This window comes from Pantoea sp. 1.19, from assembly GCF_001922585.1.
In the GTDB taxonomy this organism is placed as follows: Bacteria; Pseudomonadota; Gammaproteobacteria; order Enterobacterales; family Enterobacteriaceae; genus 1-19.
In genome coordinates, this window is sequence record NZ_MRBS01000011.1 from 38,074 (window position 1) to 54,880 (window position 16,807).

Genomic DNA, 16,807 nt, shown 5'->3' on the forward strand with positions numbered 1-16,807 from the left:
CGTTACTCTCCCCGGTTATCAGAACATGAAACAAAAGATTCTTGATAATACTTTCTGCAACTAATGTGCCAGGGATCGTCGCCGCGTTAAAACAGTGAGTGCGGGCGGGTTAGCCCGGTTTTGCCGCGCCGCTTTTGGGCCTCCGCTGCGCCGATGGTCTGCACCGTTCCGGCGCAAAGCACCAAAGGGGTGCCCCGTTATCGCTGCTCTAGCTCATCCAACTGCTGATAAAGCGCGGCGATGTGGTGGATACGCTGGCGGCCGGCGGCCAGCCGCGCGTGCAGTACCGCATTGGCCAGCAGGTTAATCAGGCTGTTGGCGGCGGCATAGCTGTCAAAGGCGGAGACGCTGTCCAGCGGAACGCAGAGCGGCCAGCGCGCCAGCGCGCGAATCGCCTGCGCCTGCGGTTCACACAGCACCACCACCGGAATGTGTCGGCTCTGCAGCTGCGTCAGCAGCGGCTTGATCAGCCGCGAACGCCGGCGAAAAGCCAGCACCACGACGCAGTCTTCCGGGCCGATATCCACCAGCTCCTCCGCCAGCGTCTGCCCCGGCTGCGGCAAAATATGCACCTGCGCACGGCTCTGCAGCAGCTGCTGCCGCAGATGCAGCGCCAGCGGCCACGAGTTACGCATGCCAATAATGTACAGGCGCCGGCCGTCAGCCAGCGCCGCCGCCACGTCAGCAAACTGCGCGGCATCCAGCTGATTGACCCATGCGGTCAGGTTGGCCATCTCCTGCTTATAGTGGCGCGCCAGCAGGGTATTACCCTGCACGGCGTCACGGTGATCGGTGAGCGGCATACCGCTCTGGCGCAGAGTGCGCAGCTCATCGCGCATCTCTTTGTATTTTTCATAACCCAGCCGCTTAAACAGTCGGCTGACGGTGGCTTTTGAGACGCCGCTGAGCCGCGCCAGCTCGGCGCTGTTATAGCCGATCAGATCGTCAAAGTGGTCGAAGACAAAGTCCGCCACCCGCTGCTCCTGCGGCGACAGCCGGGCATAGTGGCTTTTCAGACGTTCATCAAGCTGTTGCATAGGCGTTCCTGTAACGTTTGTTTCAGTGAGTCTACCGCCATACAAATAGAGTGCCAATAAGCACTATACCGCCGGGTTCCCCCGCCGCAGAAAAAGCTGGTACAGCTTTTGCAAACTTTCGTTTCACCTCGGTAACCCGACCCGGAGCCTCACGTATGTTGCACAGTAACTTTTCTCCACAGGGAATGGCGGTGACGCCGCACCACCTGGCCAGCCAGAGCGCGCTGGCGGTGCTGCGCGACGGCGGCAATGCCATTGAAGCGATGGTCGCCGCCGCCGCCAGCATCGCGGTGGTCTATCCCCATATGAACGGCCTCGGCGGCGACGGCTTCTGGCTGATTGTGCCGCCGCAGGGAGAGCCGGTGGCGATTGACGCCAGCGGTCGCGCCGGCGCGCTGGCCGATCTGAGCCGCTATGCCGGGCAGCAGCAGATCCCGATCCGCGGGCCGCAGGCGGCGCTGACCGTGGCCGGTACCGTCAGCGGCTGGCAGGAGGCCCTGACGGTGTCCCGCGATCTGGGCGGTACCCCGCTGCCGCTGCCGCGCCTGCTGAGCGATGCGATACGCTACGCCAGCGACGGGATCCCGGTCACCGCATCCCAGGCGGCGGCCACCGCCGGTAAATACGCCGAACTGCACGCGCAGCCGGGCTTTCGCGATACCTACCTGATGAGCGGCGAGCTGCCGCGCGCCGGCCAGCGCTTTACCCAGCCGGCGCTGGCCGCCACGCTGCGCCACCTGAGTGAAGCCGGACTGGAAAGCTTTTACCGCGGCGCGCTGGCCGAGCGCCTGGCGGCGGGAATGGCGACCCTGGGCATGCCGATCGTCGCCGGGGATCTGCAGCAGCAGCGGGCAGTTCGGACCATGCCACTGCGCCTGGCACACCGTCAAGGCGAGGTGTTTAACCTTGCGCCGCCGACCCAGGGACTGGTGTCGCTGGCAATCCTCGGCATCACCGATCGGCTGGCGATGGCGAACGCCAATGATGCCGATACCGTCCACCGCGTGGTTGAAGCCACCAAGCTGGCCTTTGGCCTGCGCGATGCGCACATCACCGATCCACGCCAGCTGCGCACCGACATCGCCGCGCTGCTGCACGGCGAACATCTCGATCGGCTGGCCGCGCAGGTCTGCGACCGTCAGGCCCTGCCCTGGGGAGCCGGTAAAGGCCCCGGCGATACCGTGTGGATGGGGGTGGTCGATCGCAGCGGCCTGGCGGTGTCGTTTATTCAGAGCCTGTACCACGAGTTTGGCAGCGGCGTGGTACTGCCGGGAACCGGCATCGTCTGGCAAAACCGCGGCGCCTCTTTCAGCCTCGATCCGACGCACCTGCTGGCGCTGGCCCCGGGCAAACAGCCGTTTCATACCCTGAATCCCGCCGCGGCGCGCCTGCGCGACGGCCGGGTGATGGTTTGGGGCTCAATGGGCGGTGACGGTCAGCCGCAAACTCAGGCGGCGATTTTTACCCGCCACGTGGTGCAGGGACTGGGGCTGCAAGAGGCAGTGTCCGCACCGCGCTGGCTGCTGGGCCGCACCTGGGGGCAAACCTCCGACAGCCTGAAGCTGGAGCAGCGTTTTTCAGCGGAAACGGCGGCGGCGCTGCGCGCGCGCGGGCATGACGTCGAGTGGCTGACGCCGTTCAGCGAAACCGTTGGCCACGCCGGCGCCATCGTACGTCACCCCGACGGCATGCTGGAAGGGGCATGGGATCCGCGCAGCAACGGCAGCGCGGCCGGATATTAACAGGAGCGAATATGCAACATCAGGCAGAGCCCGACTGGGCGGACTATTTGTTACAGATGGAGCGGGCGCTGGGCGTGCCGCTGGACGACGCCCGCCGCGCCGAGCTGCGGGTGCAGTTTGCCCGCATTGCCGCGATGGCCGCGCCGCTGATGGCCTGCCCGCTGGATGAGCGGCTGGAAGTTGCGGGGGTATTTCATCCATGAGCATCCTCACCCTCTCTCTGCGAGAGATGCAGCAGCGTATCCGGTGCGGTGAACTGAGCGCCCGCGAACTGGCCGAGGCCACGCTGGCGCGCCTCAGCGCAGTCAATCCGCAAATTAACGCCTGGACCACGGTAACCGGCGCCCGAATGCGCGCCGAAGCGGATCGCATCGATGCCCGCCGCGCGCGCGGCGAAGCGCTGCCACCGCTGGCCGGCATTCCGTATGCGGTGAAAAACCTGTTTGACGTTCGCGGCCACACCACGCTGGCCGGCGCGCAGCTGTTTGCCGATCGCCCCGCCGCCCGCGAGGACGCTTTTGCCGTGCGTCGGCTAAGTGAAGCCGGGGCTCTGCTCAGCGGCATGCTGAACATGGATGCCTACGCCTATGGCTTTACCACCGAAAACAGCCACTACGGCGCGACCCGTAACCCCCACGATCTGACCCGCATCGCTGGCGGTTCATCCGGCGGTTCGGCGGCGGCCGTGGCCGCCGGGGTGGTGCCTTTCTCCCTCGGCAGTGACACCAACGGGTCGATCCGCGTGCCGGCGTCGCTGTGCGGTATTTTTGGATTGAAACCGACCTTTGGCCGCCTGTCGCGCAGCGGCAGTCAGCCGTTCGTGGCCAGCCTCGATCATATCGGCCCGTTCGCCCGCAGCGTGGCGGATCTGGTGCTGGTGTATGATGTGCTGCAGGGCGCGGATCCGGCGGATCCGTTTCAGGCGCCGCGCGCCGCTGAACCGCTCAGCGCGCGCCTGAATGCCGATGAGTCACCGCTGCGGATCGGGGTACTGGGCGGCTGGTTTCACCACTGGGCCGATGCTGATGCGCTTCAGGCCGTGCAGCGCGCGGCGGACGCGCTGGATGCCCGGACGGAGATCGTTTGGCCGCAGGCCGGGCTGGCGCGCAACGCCGCCTTTTTGCTGACCGCCGCCGAGGCGGGGAACCACTATTTGCCGGCGCTGCGCACGGCGGCGGATCGCATTGAGCCCAACTCGCGCGAACGCCTGCTGGCCGGCGCAATGATGCCCGCCGCCTGGGCGCTTCAGGCGCAGCGGTTTCGCCGTGCGTTTCAGCAGGAGGCACTGGCGGCTTTTGACAAGGTCGACGTCCTGCTGGCTCCCGCTACTCCCTGCTGCGCCACGCCGGTGGGCCAGCAAACGCTGCGCCTGAACGGCAGCGAAGTGAACATCAAGGCCAGTATGGGGATGCTGACGCAGCCGATCTCCTTTCTCGGCCTGCCGGTCACCACCGCTCCGCTGCGCAGCGCATCCGGCCTGCCGATCGGCGTACAGCTGATCGCCGCGCCGTTTCGCGAGGATCACTGCCTGCGCGCCGCGCAGCGGCTGGAACAACAGGGATTAACCGTCGCCACTCCGGCGACGCTGGAGCCGATGCATGATCATTAATCATCCTGAAACGCTGGCCGCGGTCACCGCGGCCTTTTACCGCTATGAGCAGGCGCTGATCGGTAACGACACCGCCGTTCTCGACGACCTGTTTTGGCACGATGAACGCACCGTACGCCTGGGGGCCGGAGAGAACCTGTACGGTATCAGCCAGATCCGCGAATTTCGCGCCGCCCGTTCCGCCGCCGGGCTGATGCGCCAGCTGCGAAATACGGTGATCACCACGTTTGGTGAGGATGTGGCGGTGTGCAGCACGGAATTTACCCGCGAGGGCAGCAATAAAGTGGGGCGGCAACAGCAAACGTGGGTGAGGCTGCCCGTCGGCTGGCGGATTGTTGCCGCGCAGGTCAGTCTGATGAGCTGATGGCGTCTGCGCCCCCTGCGGGGCGCGTCGTCGCTTAGTCGCGACAGGGATGCGTGGCCTGCCAGTGGTCGGCAATCTGCTGGCGGGTGCAAATCCAGACTTTTTCATGCTGCTGGATATGATCCAGAAAACGCTGCAGGGCGCGGAACTTACCGGGCCGCCCCAGCAGCCGGCAGTGCATCCCCACCGACATCATCTTCGGCGCGGTTTCCCCCTCGGCGTACAGCACATCAAAGCTGTCTTTCAGGTAGGTATAGAACTGCTCGGCGGTATTGAAGCCCTGCGGCGTGGCAAAGCGCATGTCGTTGCATTCCAACGTGTAGGGGATTATCAGATGCGGCTTCACGCGGCCATCGCTGCAGCTCACCCGGGTCCAGAACGGCAGATCGTCGCCGTAGTAGTCACTGTCCCAGGTGAAACCACCCTCCTCCACCAGCAGCCGCCGGGTGTTCGGACTGTCGCGGCCGGTATACCAGCCGGTCGGCGCCTGACCAAACAGTTCGCGCAGTATCGCAACCGCCTGCCGCATATGCTGACGCTCCTGCTCTGCGTCCATGTGCTGATAGTGGATCCAGCGCCAGCCGTGGCTGACCACGTCGTAGTGGGCGTCACGGATCGCCGCCACCACCTCCGGGTGGCGCGCCAGCGCCATCGCCACGCCAAACACGGTGAGCGGCAGGCCGCGGCGAACAAATTCGTGGTGAATGCGCCAGAATCCGGCGCGCGAGCCATATTCGTACAGGGAATCCATCGACATATGGCGATCGGGATAACTGGCCGCGCCGATAATGTCTGACAGAAACTGCTCCGATCCGGCGTCGCCGTGCAGCACGTGATTTTCCGCACCCTCTTCGTAGTTCAGCACAAACTGTACGGCAATGCGCGCGCCGTCAGGCCAGGCCGCGTGCGGCGGCCGGCCGGCATAGCCGCGCAGATCGCGCGGGTAAGGCTGATTCAGTAACGCTTGCAGATCGGTCATGGCGGGGCCTCAGTTAAGATTGCGGAACAGGCCGCTCAGGGGTTTGGTAATCGGGTAGTCCAGATCGCCGTGCTTGCTGGTAGTAAGACGCAGCGCGGCCAGCGACTCCACCAGCTTGACGGCGGCGGTGACCCCGTCAATCACCGGCATATTGAGCTCGGCGGTGAGCGTCTGCGCCAGATCAGCCATGCCGCCGCAGCCCAGTACGATGGCACCGCAGCCATCTTCGCGCTTCGCTTGCAGGCAGCGCTCGCGCACGCTTTCCTGCGCAAGGCCGCTACCGTCTTCCAGCGCCAATACCGGCAGATCGATCGCGTGCAGCGCCGCGCAGTGATGGCTGAAGCCGTACTGCTGTAGCAGGTGACGGGCAATGGTCAGCGTGCGCGGCAGGGTGGTGACGACCGAAAAGCGGGTCGCGACCAGCGTGGCAAAATGGAACGCCGCCTCGGCAATGCCAATCACCGGCGCCTGCGCCAGTTCGCGCGCCGCCAGCAGCCCCGGATCGCCAAAGCAGGCGATAATATGACCCTGCACGCCCTGCTGACGTCCCTGCCGCACCTGCTCCAGAACGCCGACCGCCGCCACCGCTTCATCAAAATGGCCTTCGATTGACGGTACGCCCTGGCTGGGGCAGACCGCGAGGATCTCGGTGCCCGGTGCGGCCACCGCCTGCGCTGCGCGGCCGATGCTCGCCGTCATCGCGGCGCTGGTGTTGGGATTGATAACCTGAATCACTACGGACATGATGACTCCACTCACTGTCGGGGAAAGAGCCGGGCAAAGTCCGGCACGCTGTCACCTACCTCGCCAAAGCGCAGGCTGGCAACAATATGATCAAAATGGTGGCGCATCGCCGACTGCAGAGCCGGCAGATCCCGCTGATCCAGCAGCGCAATCAGTCGATCGTGATCGTCGCAGCGGCAGCCCTGCTGCCAGGGAGCGCCCCAGGCGGCAATCGCCAGCGAGGAGCGCTGGGTCAGCCGGGTCACCAGATCGTTTAATACCCGGTTACCGGCAATGGCCTGAAGCCGGAGATGAAACTGCGCCGACAGGCGAATCGCCGCCGTCCCGTCCTGCTGCTGGTGCGCCCGGGCTTCCTGTGCCGAGAGCGCACGCAGCGCCGCCAGGTCCGCCGGCCGGGAGTGCGCCACGACCGCATCAAGGTTGGCGCATTCGAGCAGCGCGCGGGTGCGAAAGATATCGCGCGACTCGACGGCGCCCGGGGTCGCCACCTGCGCACCGCGGCGGGGCAGCAGCGTGACCATTTGCACCGCGGCGAGGCGCTGCAGCACTTTTCGAATGCCGGTGCGGCTGACGCCGAAGGTCGCCGAAAGCGCTTCTTCCGGTAATTTACTGCCCGGCGGCAGCCGGTGCTCCACAATGGCGGTCAGCAACGCCTGAAAGATGGGTTCATCCTTATCTTGCAGGTCTGATGCCGCCCGCAGCGGGGTTACTTGCTTCATTTCATACTCCACGTCACAGCGTTACACCGCCTCAATGTACACAGCTTTTCTTTTTTTTGTATACAAGAATGCTGGCCTGGCCTGATTCCTGCAACGCCGATGTATCACCACCGATATCATTAACAGGAGCAGGTTTCATGCCAAACAGTGAACATCAACGCCCGGCGCCAGCGCATGACGCTCACGGAGCTTACAGTCCCCGCCTGTGTAACGAGGACCTTGCCCCGACTCGCGACCAAAACTGGAGCTGGTATAACATCTTCTCCTTCTGGATGTCCGACGTGCACAGCATGGGGGGCTACGTGGTGGCCGCCAGCTTCTTTACGCTCGGCCTCGCCAGCTGGCAGGTGCTGCTCTGCTTGCTGATAGGGATCGGCATTGTCCAGCTGTGCGCTAACCTGGTGGCCAAACCGAGTCAGATGGCCGGCGTGCCCTACGCGGTAATTTGCCGTCAGGCCTTCGGCGTGTTCGGTGCCAATATTCCGGCGGTGATCCGCGGTCTGATTGCCTTCGCCTGGTACGGTATTCAAACCTGGCTGGCCTCAAACGCGATGCTGCTGATTGCTCTGAAATTCTGGCCGTCGCTGGCCAGCCTGACCACCCACAGCTGGCTGGGACTGTCGACCCTCGGCTGGATCTGTTTTGGCATCATGTGGCTGCTGCAGGCGATGGTGTTCTGGCACGGGATGAATGCGATCAAGCGCTTTATTGATGTGGCGGGTCCGGCGGTGTATGTGGTGATGGTCGCACTGGCTGGCTGGATTGTATACAAAACTGGGTTTGACGGCATTTCGTTTACCCTCGCCAGTCAATCCCTGAGCGTCGGGGAGCAGAGCTGGCAGATGATTACCGCCATTGCCCTGGTGGTCTCCTACTTCTCCGGCCCACTGCTGAACTTCGGTGACTTTTCGCGCTACGGTAAAAGCATGGGCGAGATCCGCCGCGGTAACCGCTGGGGGCTGCCGTTTAACTTCCTGCTGTTCTCGGTGGTGACGGTGGTGATTGTGTCCGGTACCCAGTCGCTGTTTGGCCGGATGATCACCGACCCGATTGAGACCGTGAGCATGGTGGGCAACGACCTGGCCGTGGCGATCGGCCTGCTGACCATGATTACTGCCACTATCGGCATTAACATTGTCGCTAACTTTGTCTCACCGGCATTTGATTTTTCTAACTGCTCGCCGCAAAAAATCAGCTTTCGCACCGGCGGCATGATTGCGGCAGTGGGCTCGGTACTGCTGACGCCGTGGAACCTGTTCCAGTCACCGGAGCTTATCCATTATACGCTGGACGTGCTCGGCGCGTTTATCGGCCCGCTGTTTGGCATTCTGCTGGCGGATTTTTATCTGATTAAACGCGGCACCGTGCACGTCGACGATCTGTTCAATGACACCCCCACCGGCCGCTACTGGTATCGCGGCGGCGTTAACCCGAAAGCGATTGCCGCCCTGCTGCCGGCGGTGGCGATTGGGCTGACGATCAGTTTTATTCCCGCCCTGCACGCGGTGGCGAACTTTAGCTGGTTTATTGGTGCCTTTCTCGGCGGTGCAACCTACCGCTGGCTGGCCCGCGCCGAGCGTCTGCCGCAGGCCGCTGACTATGCCGCACCGCTGACGATGCAGAAAGAGTGATCCGGGCAGCGGCCCTCTCACGAGGGCCGGCCGATCGCCCGACGGTTCCAGCCCGGGAGGCGCCAGGCGCAGGCCGTTCCTGCTGACGCCGCCGCCTCTTATTCCCGTCGGGTCTTCTGCCAGCTTCCCGTACGTCAGGCCGCCCCATCACGCCGCGCCGTCCTGTCAGGCGCGCCGCCGCTAAGCGCCAGCCCAGCGTGCCAGTACGCCCCCCGGCGGATGGCCAGGCACCCGCGTGGCGTGTTGACCCACCGTGCGTTGCCGCTGTGCTGCCCCCTGGTGACAATATTGACCGCCGGCAGAATCAGCCACTCCCCGCGCTGATCTGACGGGGGCGGATGCGCGATGGGCGCAGCAGATGTACCGCGCGGACGTGCGCAGGCCCTCTCACGGATGCAGGCGAAAAAAGGGCGTCATGATGAAAGGCAATTTGCCCAGCAGGCGCCGGCTGAGCGTGTCAGAGGGGGATTAGCGAAGGTTGTAACGGGCGTGATTAACTTCCGCCCTGCGGCCAGCGCGTCGACTGCGGGCGGCATTATCCGCAGCAGCAACGACAAAAGGCCGATTCCGGAGAATCGGCCTTTTTGAATTTTGGCGGAACGGACGGGGCTCGAACCCGCGACCCCCTGCGTGACAGGCAGGTATTCTAACCAACTGAACTACCGCTCCGCGCTTGTCCCCCGTCGGGAACGAGGCGAATATTACGGTTCGCGTTCGGCGCCGTCAATGCTTTTTTTACATCGCGCTGGCGACTGGCGCTTTTTTCATCTCACCCTACCGGTTTTGGCTTTTTTTCAACCGCTTATCCGCGCCAGAGGCAGCTTCCGCCCTTTTTCATCACCAGATCCAGCCGCGACTCGTGCGCCAGCACTTCGGCCTCGCTGGCGGCAATGACCCGCAGCCCGGAGGCCGGACGGGTGATGCGCTGAATTCCCTCACCTTCCCGGGACTGCTGCCGTTCACCCTCGGCGGAGAAGGCCAGCGACGTCTGGCCCCCGGTCATCGTCAGATACACTTCTGCCAAAATTTCGGCATCCAGCAGCGCCCCGTGCAGCGTACGCTTGCTGTTGTCGATTTCATAACGGGAGCAGAGCGCGTCAAGGCTGTTGCGCTTGCCCGGGAACATCCGCCGCGCCATTGCCAGGCTGTCGGTGATTTGACAGAACGTTTCCGTCTTCGGCAGATCGCGCTTAAGCAGGGAAAACTCGTAGTCCATAAAGCCGATATCAAAGCTGGCGTTATGAATGACCAGCTCCGCCCCGCGAATATAGTCGAGAAACTCATCGACGATCTCGCCAAACGCAGGCTTATCGACGAGGAACTCGTCGGCAATACCGTGGACACCGAAGGCTTCCGGATCGACCAGGCGGTCCGGTTTCAGGTACATATGGAAGTTGTTGCCGGTCAGGCGGCGGTTCACCACCTCGACGGCGCCGATTTCGATGATGCGATGCCCCTCATAGTGGGCTCCCACCATGTTCATGCCGGTGGTTTCCGTATCAAGGACGATTTGGCGCGTTATTCCTGTGCTCATGGCTCTCGTTTATGTCAGACTTGCCGTTTTATCAGAGGGAAGTCTACCAGAGATGATGAAGCAGGTAGAAATTTTCACCGACGGCTCCTGCCTGGGCAATCCGGGGCCCGGCGGTTACGGCGCGATCATGCGCTGGCGTCAGCACGAGAAAACCTTCAGCGCCGGTTACCGGCTGACAACCAATAACCGCATGGAGCTGATGGCGGCGATTGTGGCGCTGGAAGCACTGAATGAGCCGTGTCAGGTGGTGCTCAGCACCGACAGTCAGTATGTACGCCAGGGCATTACCAGCTGGATCCATAACTGGAAAAAGCGCGGCTGGAAAACCGCCGATAAAAAACCGGTAAAAAACGTCGATCTCTGGCAGCGGCTCGATCGCGCGCTGGCATCGCATCAGATTGAGTGGCAGTGGGTAAAAGGGCACGCCGGCCATCCGGAGAACGAGCGCTGCGATGAGCTGGCGCGCCGCGCCGCCGGCGCGCCGACGCAGGAAGATCATGGCTATCTGGCCGAGAAAGCCTAACGCTTTGAGCGCAGATGCCGCGCGGCCCCCACCACCGTACGGATGCTGGCCTGCCCCGCCGCACGCCGCGCCGGCGTTTTAATCAGCGGAAAGGTGCGTTTGCGGGCCACTAACAGCTGCTGACATCCGAGCGCCGGCAAATGGGTGCTGATCAACCGCCCGCCGCGCCCGTTGCCGGGCAACACCTGAAAACGGCTGCACCACACCACCTCGTAATTAAGCAGATGCAGCCAGTCGATTAGCCGCACCTGACTGAACAGGCGGCTGTTCCATGGCGCACGCTGCCGCACCCAGGGCAGCAGCTTGCCGAGGCCCAGCAGGCTGGCCGGATGAAAACCGCTGAGCATGAGCCAGCCGTCGTCAATCAAAATCCGATCCACTTCACGCAGAACCGCGTGCGGGTCAGGGCTCCACGCCAGCGTGTGCGCCAGCAGGCAGGCATCAACGGATTTTGAAGCGAACGGCAGCTGCGTCAGGTCCGCCTGCACCTGCAGCCCCTCTCCGGCCGGCGCAACGTTCACCTGATGCGAGATGGCACAGGCCTCAGTGTTGATTTGCGCGCTGAGTGCGCCCAACTTAAGCAGATGGCAACCGTACATTTTCCCCAGCATGGGCTGCAGCTGCTGGGTCAGCGTCTCCCGAAAGCGCTCGCCGCCGCTCATGGCACGCCATGTTAAGGGTGCGGTAAGAATTTGGCGTGTTTTCGCCGGCCTCATGCTTTACCCTCTCTGTTTCATCCGCACTGGAGGTCAGTATGAATCTTAACAGTATTCCTGCATTAACCGATAATTACATCTGGACGCTGACCGACGACGCCGGACAGTGCGTGATTGTCGATCCCGGTGAAGCCAGTCCGGTGCTGGCCGATATGGATGCGCGCGGCAGTAACCCGGTGGCGATTCTGCTGACGCATCATCACCACGATCACGTCGGCGGCGTGGCGGACCTGCTGGCGCACTACCCCACTCTGGCGGTGTATGGCCCACAGGAAACCGCAGATAAGGGGGCGACCCAAGTGGTGGTACCGGGAGACACCATCACGCTGCTGGGTCGGACGTTTCAGGTATTCGCCGCACCGGGCCACACGCTGGGACACGTACTGTTTTACAGCGCGCCTTATCTGTTTAGCGGTGATACGCTGTTTTCCGGCGGCTGTGGACGCCTGTTTGAAGGCTCCGCAGAGCAAATGTATGGTGTTTTTCAGCAAATTGACCAGCTGCCCGACAACACGCTGGTGTGCTGCGGTCACGAGTACACCGAATCGAACATGAAATTCGCTAATGCAATCTGGCCAGAAGAGGCGGAAATTGCGGCTTATTACGCGGAAATTGTACAACGCCGGAAGAACCAGGACATTACCTTACCTTCAAGGCTGGAAAAAGAGCGTAAAGTTAATCTTTTTCTCAGAACACAAGACCATGAATTACAAAGAAAGATTGGCTTTACTTCGCCACCTGAACGGCCGTGGGAGGTATTTGCCACCCTGCGCCAAAAGAAGGATCGATTTTAAAAAGGGTTGTGTTGCCGTCCCCGAGCCAGTATCATTGCTCGTCTTTTAAGCAACTGTTGACACACACATGAAGGCTAAAGCGATCTTATTCGCCTCGGTCTTGCTGGTCGGCTGTCAGGCATCGCAACACGATGCCCGTATTCCCGATCAGCATGCACAGAGTTTGTCTTCGGCTGGTCAAACTGAAACGGACGATGCCACCGATCGTTTCCTCTCCCCGCGATGGCAGGATGACGGAACCGGACTCGCAAAAGATCGCGATCTGTGGCGTTTCATTGGTGACGAGCTGAAGATGAAGGTTCCGGAAAATGCCCGGATCCGTGAGCAAAAACAGAAGTACCTGAGAAATAAGAGCTATCTCCACGATGTAACATTACGGGCAGAGCCGTATATGTACTGGATAGTCGAGCAGATTAAGAAACGTAATATGCCGATGGAACTGGTACTACTACCCATAGTGGAGAGCGCTTTTGACCCCCACGCAACATCGAGCGCAAATGCCGCCGGCATTTGGCAGATTGTTCCGGCCACGGGGCGCAACTATGGTTTGAAACATAATCAGTGGTATGACGGACGTCGCGACGTAGTGGCGTCAACGAAAGTCGCCCTGGATATGATGCAGCGATTAAACCGCATGTTTGACGGCGACTGGTTATTGACCGTGGCCGCGTACAACGGCGGTGAAGGGCGCGTGTTAAACGCCATCAAGGCCAATCGGGCGCGAGGGAAAGCCACGGATTTCTGGAGCCTGTCGCTGCCGCGTGAGACCACCGTTTACGTGCCCAAAATGCTGGCGCTGGGAGAACTGCTTAAGCATAACCGGCGTTACGGTATCCGCCTGCCGACGACCAATGAGAGTCGCGCGCTGGCGCGGGTTGAAGTGGGACAGCAGATTGAGCTGACGCAAGCCGCCGACATGGCCGGCATGTCGCTGAACCGGCTGAAGAGCTTCAATACCGGCTATACCAAAGGTAAAACGGCGCCAAACGGACCGCACTACATCATGGTGCCCAAGTCGAACGTCGCTAAACTGCGTAACTCGCTGGCCAGTGGCGATATCGCTGCCGTACAGCCCGCACAGCAGCTGGCGGCCAACAGCGATCGCCAGTCTCAGCGCTACGTGGTGCGCCGGGGGGATACCCTGTCGGGCGTGGCGGCGCGGATGGGCGTATCGGTGAAGACGCTGCAAAGCGCCAATAACCTGCGCGGCGTGGCCATCAAGCCGGGTCAGGTGTTGCACGCGGGCGGCGCGTTAGCCGACAACAGCAACATTACTTATCGCGTCCGCAAGGGAGACTCCATCTCCAGCATCGCGAAACGTCATGGTGTTGACATCAAAGATGTGATGCGCTGGAACAGTTCCATTTCCAGCGTGAAAAGCCTGCGTCCAGGCGATGAGCTGACGCTCTACATCAGCAAAGATGACAGGCCAGACAGCTAACAACAACAAGAGCCGCACTGCGGCTCTTTTTTTATGCCTCTCGCGTACTTCAGCCGCTGTCGAGCACAGTCCGGTGAGGTCACCTGTCGCCTCATCCTCCCCTCCCCGACCCGCCCCCGTGCTGCGCGCCGCTTATTGCGTCCAGCGTCACGCCGGCGCGGGGAAAAACTCCACCAGCAGAGGGTTGTGATCGGAGGCGCGCGTGACCAGCACCGAAGCCGCACTGACCAGCATACCGCGATAAAAAACAAAATCGAGCGGCCGACCAAAGGCCGTACGGCGATGATCGTCGGTAAAGCGTACCTCGCGTAGCCCCATCTCGCGGGCGAAGCGATAGAGCGCATTCATCCGCTGGCGGCTCCAGGCGTTAAAGTCACCGGCCATGATCACCGGCCCCTGATGATGGGCGATCTGCTCGCCAATCGGTCCCAGCTGCTTGCTGTAGACGTCAATGCCGAGACTGAAATTCACCGCGTGGATATTGACCACCATCAGCGTCTGCTGATTCGGTAAGGGATAGGCGGTGACCAGCGCTGATTTCGACAGCCGCAGCAGCGGCTCGCGCTCGCGCAGGGGGCAGCAGTAGACCGGATGGGCCGCCGCCAGCGTCATCACTCCGGAGGGGTGCTGAGGCAGTACAAATGCCGGAACCTGATCGGCTGCCAGATAGTGGGTAGTGGCAAACTGGATCAGTTCGGGGGTGGTTTGCGCCTCCTGCAGCAGAACCAGATGCGCATCTTTGCCAAAATTCTGCAGTACCGACAGCCACTCGGCGCGCTGCTGCTTGAAGATATTCCAAACCAGCACGCGCAGGCGCTCCTGCATTGGCAGGGGTTCTCCGGGAGGAAGCGCCTGACCCACGTGAAGCATCGCGGCGGGCGGAAAGATCCGCTCGGCAGGCTGTCCTGCTGTATACCGCATTGCATAGGTCTTTTTACGCACGTCTGACGCCATCCTCTGATCACTCTATCCTGTTTAAGGTATAGATCCGCGCGAAGTGATGCAATCAACCTCGTCCCATTCTGCGCACCGTTACGTAAGGAAATGAAACGGCGCGTATCCGCACCGCAGGACTCCGCCGCCAGCGCCTTCGCGGGCGGTTAACAGGATGCGGCGCCGTTAGAGTGGCCACGCCGGCCCGCCGGCCCGGGGCGTCTGAGAGGTGGTCTACCGATGGCCGGCCCCGCCGTAATACCGGCACAATAAAACCGGATGCCGACTCTGTCATCTAGCGCTCCGCCTGTGGCCGCTCGCCGGCCTGCTGCCGGGAACGGTTGCCAACGGCCATAATCTCCGTTGCCGGCGCGGTTACCGCAGCAGCCGACCGTGCTACGGAGGCATGGGAACGGCGGCAGCGACGCCGTCCGGTCAGCAAAAGGTAGCGTCATTGCCTGGGGAGCTCCCCAACGCTCGGCCGGACGTCCTCCCCCGGGTGTATCTGCCGCTATCGTCACACCGTAGCCGGGCAGAATGTCGCTCACCGCGAATGGCGTATATTCCGCCAGCGGCGGCTTCACTGTGCTCAGTAAGCCGCCGCCCGACGCGCGAATAGCCGGGAGCGATCGCAGCGGTGTGCGTTGCCTTCTCTGCTGAAGGTAAGGGCCGGATGGCGTGCAGTGTTACGCCGTGCTTTAATCGCAAAATAGGGCAACATCCCGGCAACGTTTTGCGACAGGAGCAATAATGAAAGCCCACTCTGACGAACTGCGCATTTTTGTCGCCGTGGTGGAAAGCGGCAGCTTTAGCCGCGCGGCACAGCGGCTGGATATGGCTAATTCCGCCGTCAGTCGGGCGGTCAAGAAACTGGAGGCCCGGCTGGGGGTGACGCTACTGGCCCGCACCACCCGCCAACTCAGCCTGACGCAGGAGGGAGAACACTATTTTCGTCGCGTTCAGCACCTGTTGCGGGAGCTGGCCGCCGCGGAGAACGATCTGATCGCCAGCCGACAATCGCCGTCAGGCGTGCTGCGCGTCGACGCCGCGACGCCGGTAATCCTGCATCTGCTGATGCCAATGATTCATGGTTTTCGCTCGCGATACCCTCAGATCCAGCTGTCGCTCATCTCTTCAGAAAATTTGATTAACCTGATTGAGCGCAATGTGGATGTGGCCATTCGCGCCGGTAATCTGAACGATTCGACGCTGCGTGCCCGACCGCTGTTTACCAGTTACCGACGCATCGTTGCCTCCCCGGACTATCTCACCCGGTGGGGAACACCGCAGGTGGCTGATGACCTGGCCACACATGCATGTATCGGTTTTGTTGATGCGCCCGGGCTGAATCGCTGGCCGCTGATGCGCTCGGGCGGGGAGCCGGTCACGATTACGCCCGCTTCCTCGTCAAATAGCGGAGAAACCGTTAAACAGCTCTGTTTAACCGGTAACGGCATTGCCTGCCTGTCGGATTACATGATTGATGCCGAGATCGCAGACGGAAGCCTGGTCGCGCTGTTTAGCGAGCAGATCCTGCCGGTGAAGATGCCTTTTAACGCGGTGTATTACAGCGATCGATCAGTAAGCAGCCGCATCCGGGTGTTTATCGATTGCCTGATTGAATATGTGCGTACGCAGCCTTTTTACTGTCAGGAAGCGAGCGGGATCGGGATACCGGGAGATAAACAGAAAAACACGGGACAAAAAAAAAGACCCTGACGATGACGTCAGGGTCTGTATAAAGTGGCGGAACGGACGGGGCTCGAACCCGCGACCCCCTGCGTGACAGGCAGGTATTCTAACCAACTGAACTACCGCTCCACCGATTCTGTACTGATGCCCGCTATTGCGTGCGTGCTTCAGGTAACTCGCCCGATTCGCGTCACCGAAACGGTCATGACCAGCGTCTGGTCGTAATTTGATGCCTGGCAGTTCCCTACTCTCGCATGGGGAGGCCCCACACTACCATCGGCGCTACGGCGTTTCACTTCTGAGTTCGGCATGGGGTCAGGTGGGACCACCGCGCTACAGCCGCCAGGCA

16 protein-coding genes, 2 tRNA genes and 1 rRNA gene are annotated in these 16,807 nt (G+C 61.9%); 9 read left to right on the forward strand and 10 right to left on the reverse strand.

Features of this window, described 5'->3' with window-relative positions; genetic code table 11:
* Positions 1 to 197 precede the first annotated feature (197 nt).
* Positions 198 to 1,037 (reverse strand): MurR/RpiR family transcriptional regulator, encoded by an 840-nt coding sequence (locus BS626_RS16610; RefSeq protein WP_075183499.1) that lies wholly within the window; start codon positions 1,035 to 1,037, stop codon positions 198 to 200.
* Between the two features lie 155 nt (positions 1,038 to 1,192).
* Between BS626_RS16610 and BS626_RS16615 the strand changes: the two genes are divergently transcribed.
* Genes BS626_RS16615 through hpxZ form a run of 4 tightly spaced genes read left to right on the forward strand, consistent with a single transcriptional unit; the run spans position 1,193 to position 4,752 of the window.
* Positions 1,193 to 2,779: a gamma-glutamyltransferase family protein gene (locus BS626_RS16615; RefSeq protein WP_075183500.1), complete on the forward strand. Its 1,587-nt coding sequence runs from the start codon at positions 1,193 to 1,195 to the stop codon at positions 2,777 to 2,779.
* An 11-nt stretch (positions 2,780 to 2,790) separates the two neighbouring features.
* A complete protein-coding gene (hpxX, locus tag BS626_RS16620) occupies positions 2,791 to 2,982 on the forward strand; it encodes an oxalurate catabolism protein HpxX (RefSeq protein ID WP_075183501.1) in 192 nt (63 codons plus the stop codon).
* A complete protein-coding gene (locus BS626_RS16625; protein WP_075183502.1) occupies positions 2,979 to 4,388 on the forward strand; it encodes an AtzE family amidohydrolase in 1,410 nt (469 codons plus the stop codon). The genes hpxX and BS626_RS16625 overlap by 4 nt, the downstream gene beginning before the upstream one ends.
* On the forward strand, positions 4,378 to 4,752 hold the full coding sequence (gene hpxZ / locus BS626_RS16630; protein ID WP_075183503.1) for an oxalurate catabolism protein HpxZ: 375 nt from the start codon (positions 4,378 to 4,380) through the stop codon (positions 4,750 to 4,752). Before BS626_RS16625 ends, hpxZ begins: the two co-directional genes overlap by 11 nt.
* A 34-nt stretch (positions 4,753 to 4,786) precedes the next feature.
* Here the strand turns inward: hpxZ and puuE are convergent, their stop codons facing one another.
* Genes puuE through BS626_RS16645 form a run of 3 tightly spaced genes read right to left on the reverse strand, consistent with a single transcriptional unit; the run spans position 4,787 to position 7,194 of the window.
* Positions 4,787 to 5,731, reverse strand: coding sequence for an allantoinase PuuE (gene puuE / locus BS626_RS16635; RefSeq protein WP_075183504.1), 945 nt, complete (start codon positions 5,729 to 5,731; stop codon positions 4,787 to 4,789).
* 9 nt (positions 5,732 to 5,740) lie between these two features.
* Entirely contained in the window at positions 5,741 to 6,478 is a 738-nt protein-coding gene (hpxA, locus tag BS626_RS16640) for an allantoin racemase (RefSeq protein WP_170870482.1), read from the reverse strand.
* Between the two features lie 8 nt (positions 6,479 to 6,486).
* Positions 6,487 to 7,194 (reverse strand): GntR family transcriptional regulator, encoded by a 708-nt coding sequence (locus BS626_RS16645; RefSeq protein WP_075183506.1) that lies wholly within the window; start codon positions 7,192 to 7,194, stop codon positions 6,487 to 6,489.
* A 137-nt stretch (positions 7,195 to 7,331) separates the two neighbouring features.
* Here BS626_RS16645 and BS626_RS16650 point away from each other — a divergent pair, with 137 nt between their 5' ends.
* Positions 7,332 to 8,825: an NCS1 family nucleobase:cation symporter-1 gene (locus BS626_RS16650; RefSeq protein ID WP_075183507.1), complete on the forward strand. Its 1,494-nt coding sequence runs from the start codon at positions 7,332 to 7,334 to the stop codon at positions 8,823 to 8,825.
* 592 nt (positions 8,826 to 9,417) lie between these two features.
* On the opposite strand, the gene BS626_RS16655 is transcribed toward BS626_RS16650, so the two are convergent.
* A tRNA-Asp gene (locus BS626_RS16655) sits at positions 9,418 to 9,494 on the reverse strand.
* A gap of 133 nt (positions 9,495 to 9,627) precedes the next feature.
* A complete protein-coding gene (dnaQ, locus tag BS626_RS16660) occupies positions 9,628 to 10,359 on the reverse strand; it encodes a DNA polymerase III subunit epsilon (RefSeq protein WP_075183508.1) in 732 nt (243 codons plus the stop codon).
* Between the two features lie 52 nt (positions 10,360 to 10,411).
* On the opposite strand from dnaQ, the gene rnhA reads away from it, so the two are divergent.
* Positions 10,412 to 10,882, forward strand: coding sequence for a ribonuclease HI (gene rnhA / locus BS626_RS16665; protein WP_075183509.1), 471 nt, complete (start codon positions 10,412 to 10,414; stop codon positions 10,880 to 10,882).
* On the opposite strand, the gene BS626_RS16670 is transcribed toward rnhA, so the two are convergent.
* Entirely contained in the window at positions 10,879 to 11,598 is a 720-nt protein-coding gene (locus BS626_RS16670; protein WP_075183510.1) for a class I SAM-dependent methyltransferase, read from the reverse strand. The genes rnhA and BS626_RS16670 overlap by 4 nt on opposite strands.
* Before the next feature lie 38 nt (positions 11,599 to 11,636).
* Between BS626_RS16670 and gloB the strand changes: the two genes are divergently transcribed.
* Positions 11,637 to 12,392, forward strand: coding sequence for a hydroxyacylglutathione hydrolase (gene gloB, locus BS626_RS16675; RefSeq protein WP_075183511.1), 756 nt, complete (start codon positions 11,637 to 11,639; stop codon positions 12,390 to 12,392).
* Positions 12,393 to 12,459: 67 nt separating this feature from the next.
* A complete protein-coding gene (mltD, locus tag BS626_RS16680) occupies positions 12,460 to 13,833 on the forward strand; it encodes a murein transglycosylase D (protein WP_075183512.1) in 1,374 nt (457 codons plus the stop codon).
* Positions 13,834 to 13,980: 147 nt separating this feature from the next.
* On the opposite strand, the gene BS626_RS16685 is transcribed toward mltD, so the two are convergent.
* On the reverse strand, positions 13,981 to 14,775 hold the full coding sequence (locus tag BS626_RS16685; protein WP_075183518.1) for an endonuclease/exonuclease/phosphatase family protein: 795 nt from the start codon (positions 14,773 to 14,775) through the stop codon (positions 13,981 to 13,983).
* 741 nt (positions 14,776 to 15,516) lie between these two features.
* Between BS626_RS16685 and yafC the strand changes: the two genes are divergently transcribed.
* Positions 15,517 to 16,485, forward strand: coding sequence for a DNA-binding transcriptional regulator YafC (gene yafC / locus BS626_RS16690; RefSeq protein ID WP_083615984.1), 969 nt, complete (start codon positions 15,517 to 15,519; stop codon positions 16,483 to 16,485).
* 25 nt (positions 16,486 to 16,510) lie between these two features.
* On the opposite strand, the gene BS626_RS16695 is transcribed toward yafC, so the two are convergent.
* Both BS626_RS16695 and rrf read right to left on the reverse strand, forming a co-directional pair.
* A tRNA-Asp gene (locus tag BS626_RS16695) sits at positions 16,511 to 16,587 on the reverse strand.
* A gap of 102 nt (positions 16,588 to 16,689) precedes the next feature.
* Positions 16,690 to 16,805, reverse strand: a 5S ribosomal RNA gene (gene rrf, locus BS626_RS16700).
* Between the last annotated feature and the right edge of the window lie 2 nt (positions 16,806 to 16,807).

Coding starts and splice junctions, on each gene's coding strand:
- hpxX (WP_075183501.1), top strand. CDS start 2,791: ATGCAACATCAGGCAGAGCCCGACTGGGCGGACTATTTGTTACAGATG.
- puuE (WP_075183504.1), bottom strand. CDS start 5,731: ATGACCGATCTGCAAGCGTTACTGAATCAGCCTTACCCGCGCGATCTG.
- BS626_RS16610 (WP_075183499.1), bottom strand. CDS start 1,037: ATGCAACAGCTTGATGAACGTCTGAAAAGCCACTATGCCCGGCTGTCG.
- hpxZ (WP_075183503.1), top strand. CDS start 4,378: ATGATCATTAATCATCCTGAAACGCTGGCCGCGGTCACCGCGGCCTTT.
- BS626_RS16650 (WP_075183507.1), top strand. CDS start 7,332: ATGCCAAACAGTGAACATCAACGCCCGGCGCCAGCGCATGACGCTCAC.
- gloB (WP_075183511.1), top strand. CDS start 11,637: ATGAATCTTAACAGTATTCCTGCATTAACCGATAATTACATCTGGACG.
- BS626_RS16645 (WP_075183506.1), bottom strand. CDS start 7,194: ATGAAGCAAGTAACCCCGCTGCGGGCGGCATCAGACCTGCAAGATAAG.
- yafC (WP_083615984.1), top strand. CDS start 15,517: ATGAAAGCCCACTCTGACGAACTGCGCATTTTTGTCGCCGTGGTGGAA.
- BS626_RS16670 (WP_075183510.1), bottom strand. CDS start 11,598: ATGAGGCCGGCGAAAACACGCCAAATTCTTACCGCACCCTTAACATGG.
- dnaQ (WP_075183508.1), bottom strand. CDS start 10,359: ATGAGCACAGGAATAACGCGCCAAATCGTCCTTGATACGGAAACCACC.
- rnhA (WP_075183509.1), top strand. CDS start 10,412: ATGATGAAGCAGGTAGAAATTTTCACCGACGGCTCCTGCCTGGGCAAT.
- BS626_RS16625 (WP_075183502.1), top strand. CDS start 2,979: ATGAGCATCCTCACCCTCTCTCTGCGAGAGATGCAGCAGCGTATCCGG.
- mltD (WP_075183512.1), top strand. CDS start 12,460: ATGAAGGCTAAAGCGATCTTATTCGCCTCGGTCTTGCTGGTCGGCTGT.
- BS626_RS16615 (WP_075183500.1), top strand. CDS start 1,193: ATGTTGCACAGTAACTTTTCTCCACAGGGAATGGCGGTGACGCCGCAC.